The 2726-nt window shown below is 73.8% G+C and carries 3 protein-coding genes; 2 read left to right on the top strand and 1 reads right to left on the bottom strand.

All coding sequences use genetic code 11. The features are described 5' to 3' along the window. Nucleotides 1-348: 348 nt before the first annotated feature. Nucleotides 349-1134 carry a DUF2785 domain-containing protein gene (locus ACFRQN_RS40450; protein WP_380745635.1) on the top strand — a complete coding sequence of 262 codons (786 nt, stop codon included), beginning with the start codon at nt 349-351 and terminating at the stop codon, nt 1132-1134. Between the two features lie 88 nt (nt 1135-1222). Here ACFRQN_RS40450 and ACFRQN_RS40445 read toward each other — a convergent pair whose 3' ends face one another. After that, nucleotides 1223-1963 carry an ArsR/SmtB family transcription factor gene (locus ACFRQN_RS40445; protein ID WP_380745634.1) on the bottom strand — a complete coding sequence of 247 codons (741 nt, stop codon included), beginning with the start codon at nt 1961-1963 and terminating at the stop codon, nt 1223-1225. 124 nt (nt 1964-2087) lie between these two features. Between ACFRQN_RS40445 and ACFRQN_RS40440 the strand changes: the two genes are divergently transcribed. Beyond that, nucleotides 2088-2564 (top strand): GNAT family N-acetyltransferase, encoded by a 477-nt coding sequence (locus ACFRQN_RS40440; protein ID WP_380745633.1) that lies wholly within the window; start codon nt 2088-2090, stop codon nt 2562-2564. The last annotated feature ends 162 nt before the right edge of the window (nt 2565-2726 follow it).

Below are 2726 nucleotides of genomic sequence, written 5' to 3'. Positions count from 1 at the left end.
CGTGGGAAGTCGGCCCGGCCGACTTCCCACGCGGGACCGGGCGGGGGTTCGCCGTCAGCCGCTCGCGGAGGCCCCCCGGCCGGCGCCGCGCGGGACGCAGGGGGCGACGACGGTCAGGTGCAGGGTGTCCGGCGCCGTGCCGGGATCGCCCATCACGACCGAGGCGGTGAGCCTGTTCGCGTCGTTGCAAGTCCAGCCGCTTGTCGTCCCTGTGCTCGACGGACTCGATTTTATCGGAGTGATGATCCTTTTCGGGCGGGTGTTGATCGGAGCCAACCGGTCGAGGCCTTGCCGGCGAGGGTAAAAATGCAGGTGAAAGGGCTCGGCGGCCGCCGGTAGGGTCCGCGCGTGACGAACTGGCGTGAGATCTACGAGAACGACTGCGCTCTTCCCCCGGGGCGCGGGCTGGACGAACTGACCGCGGAGTTGGCGGTGGCTCTGGGGGATCCGGACCCGGAGGTCAGGGACGGTTACCCGTATGCGGTGCTGGACGCCTGGATACGGGGCGGGGTGATCGACGGCGAGCGGTGCCTGGGGCTCGGGGACCTGATGGCGGGGCGCTTCACCGATCCGCGGATCGAAGCCCGGACGTTCGCCCCGCTCGTCCTGAAGATGATCGTGGGTCAGGGGGTGCTCAGGCCGTCGTGGCTCGACGCGTTCGCCGGCTGGTACCGCGCGGAGACCGACCTGCGGGGCCGTGACGACGCGCTCGGGTGGCTGCACGCGGTGGCGCACGGGGCGGACCTGCTGGGGGCCTTCGGCCTGCGGCCCGAGGTCGACCCCGAACCGCTGCTCGCGCTCGCCGCCGAGCGCCTGCTCGCCCCGACGGAGTACCTGTTCGCGGAGCGGGAGGACGACCGGCTCGCCAAGGCCGTGGCCCTCGTCCTCACCCGCCCCGACCTGACACCGGAGCGGTCGACCGCCTGGCTGTCGCCGATCGCCGAGGCCCTCGCCCCGTACGAGCGCGGGCCGATGCCGGTCTGGGCCTCCAACACCGTCCGCACCCTGCGAGCCCTGTATGTGCTGGCGGACCTCGGTGTTTCGGTTGAGCGCGGGGGCCGGCCCGCCCTGCTCGTCCACGGCGAGGTGGTCAAGGCCCGGGTGGCCGAGGTCCTGCGCCCGGTGCTCCCGTAGCGCCGCGCGGCCGGGAGCGCGAGAAGTCGGCCCGGCCGACTCCTCGCGCGGGCCCCGTTCGCGCCCGGCCCCGAGCGTCCCGGGGAGGCTAGTCCGCCTGCTGGTCCCGGGACGGCATGTCGGTGGTCGCGGGCAGTCCGAGGTGCGCGCGCAGTTCACGTCTGCCCAGATCCGTGACGGCGAGGGCACGGGTGGTTCCGATCCGGGTCAGCCACCCCGCGGCCAGGGCGTGCCCGCAGACGGCGGCGCCGACGGCCCCGCCCAGGTGCGGGCGCCGTTCGGTCCAGTCCAGGCAGGCGCGTACCAGCGGCCTGCGGGAGGCGTCGGGCAGTGCGATGCCCAGGTCTCCGAGCCAGGCCGCCCCCTTGGCGGTGAGCGACGGATCGGCTCCCCAGCCCAGCAGGCCGCGATCGGCCATCGAGTCGGTGACGGCCAGGCCCAGTTCCCCGGCCAGGTGGTCGTAGCACAGCCGGGCCCGGGCCAGGGCCCGCTGCCGCCCCGAGCCCGACAGCGAACGCGGTCCGGGGGCGCGGTGCGGCGCGAGCGCGGCGAGGCTCTCGATCAGGGCCATCACACGCGGGTCGGCCATTCGCAGGTAGCGGTGGCGCCCGTGCCGTTCCTCGACGAGGAGTCCGCCGCGTACGAGCACGTTCAGATGCTCGGTCGCGGACGAGGCCGCGACACCGGCGTGGCGGGCCAGTTCCTTGGCCGTCCAGGCCCGGCCGTCCAGCAGGGCCAGACAGAAGTCCGCCCTGGTGCCGTCGGCCAGCAGCCTGGCCACGACGGCCAGGTCCACGCCGACGTCCCGGCTCTCGCGCTGATCGTCCATGCCTTCGATTGTCGTCGGTCTCGATTCGGGTCGGGCCGAAGCGTCCGCGCCCTATCGTCCCGTACCGGCCGAGGCCACCGCGTCCTCCGCCCGTACCCCTTCCGCCAACCGCCCTGGGAACCTCATGCCCGCCACCGACATCACCCCACCGAACCCCTGGCCCGGCATCGGCCTCACGGTCACCGATGCCCCGGAGCCCACCGACGTATCGCTCGTCTCCGATGCCCTGGACCGGTTCAACACCGACACGACCGCCATCGACGACCGCCGCCCGCTGGCCGTCCTGGTGCGCGACTCCCGGACCGGCCGGGTGATCGGCGGTCTGACCGGTCGCACCTCACTCGGGCTGTTCTTCCTCGACCTGTTCTTCCTGCCGGGCGAGCTGCGCGGTGGCGGCCTGGGCAGCGAGATCCTGCACCGGGCCGAGAACGAGGCCCGCGCACGTGGCTGCCGCACGGCGGTGCTGTACACGATCAGCTTCCAGGCGCCCGGGTTCTACGCGAAGCACGGCTGGCGACGCCTGGGCGACGTCCCGTGCGACCCGCCGGGCACCAGCAGGGTCTTCATGACGAAGGACCTCGCCCCGCCGACGGCCCCCTGAATCCGCCGGGCCGCACCGGGGCGGGTCATGCCGGAGCAGGACCCTCCGGCTGTTGCTCTGGTCAGTCGTGCGGCGGGCGGCGTCCTGGCCTGGCTGATCGGTTGCGGGGGGGGTGGGGGGGGGGGGCAAGGGCGCCGGGGGGTGGGTCGGGGTGGGGGTGTT

Source organism: Kitasatospora sp. NPDC056800, assembly GCF_042789775.1.
Classification (GTDB): Bacteria; Actinomycetota; Actinomycetes; order Streptomycetales; family Streptomycetaceae; genus Kitasatospora.
The sequence above is the reverse complement of the archived record's forward strand: the minus strand, read 5'-3'. Positions and strand labels throughout refer to the sequence as shown.

Bases quoted from the DNA above. Each gene is read 5' to 3' on its own strand.
- ACFRQN_RS40440 (WP_380745633.1), top strand. From the start codon at position 2,088: ATGCCCGCCACCGACATCACCCCACCGAACCCCTGGCCCGGCATCGGC.
- ACFRQN_RS40445 (WP_380745634.1), bottom strand. From the start codon at position 1,963: ATGGACGATCAGCGCGAGAGCCGGGACGTCGGCGTGGACCTGGCCGTC.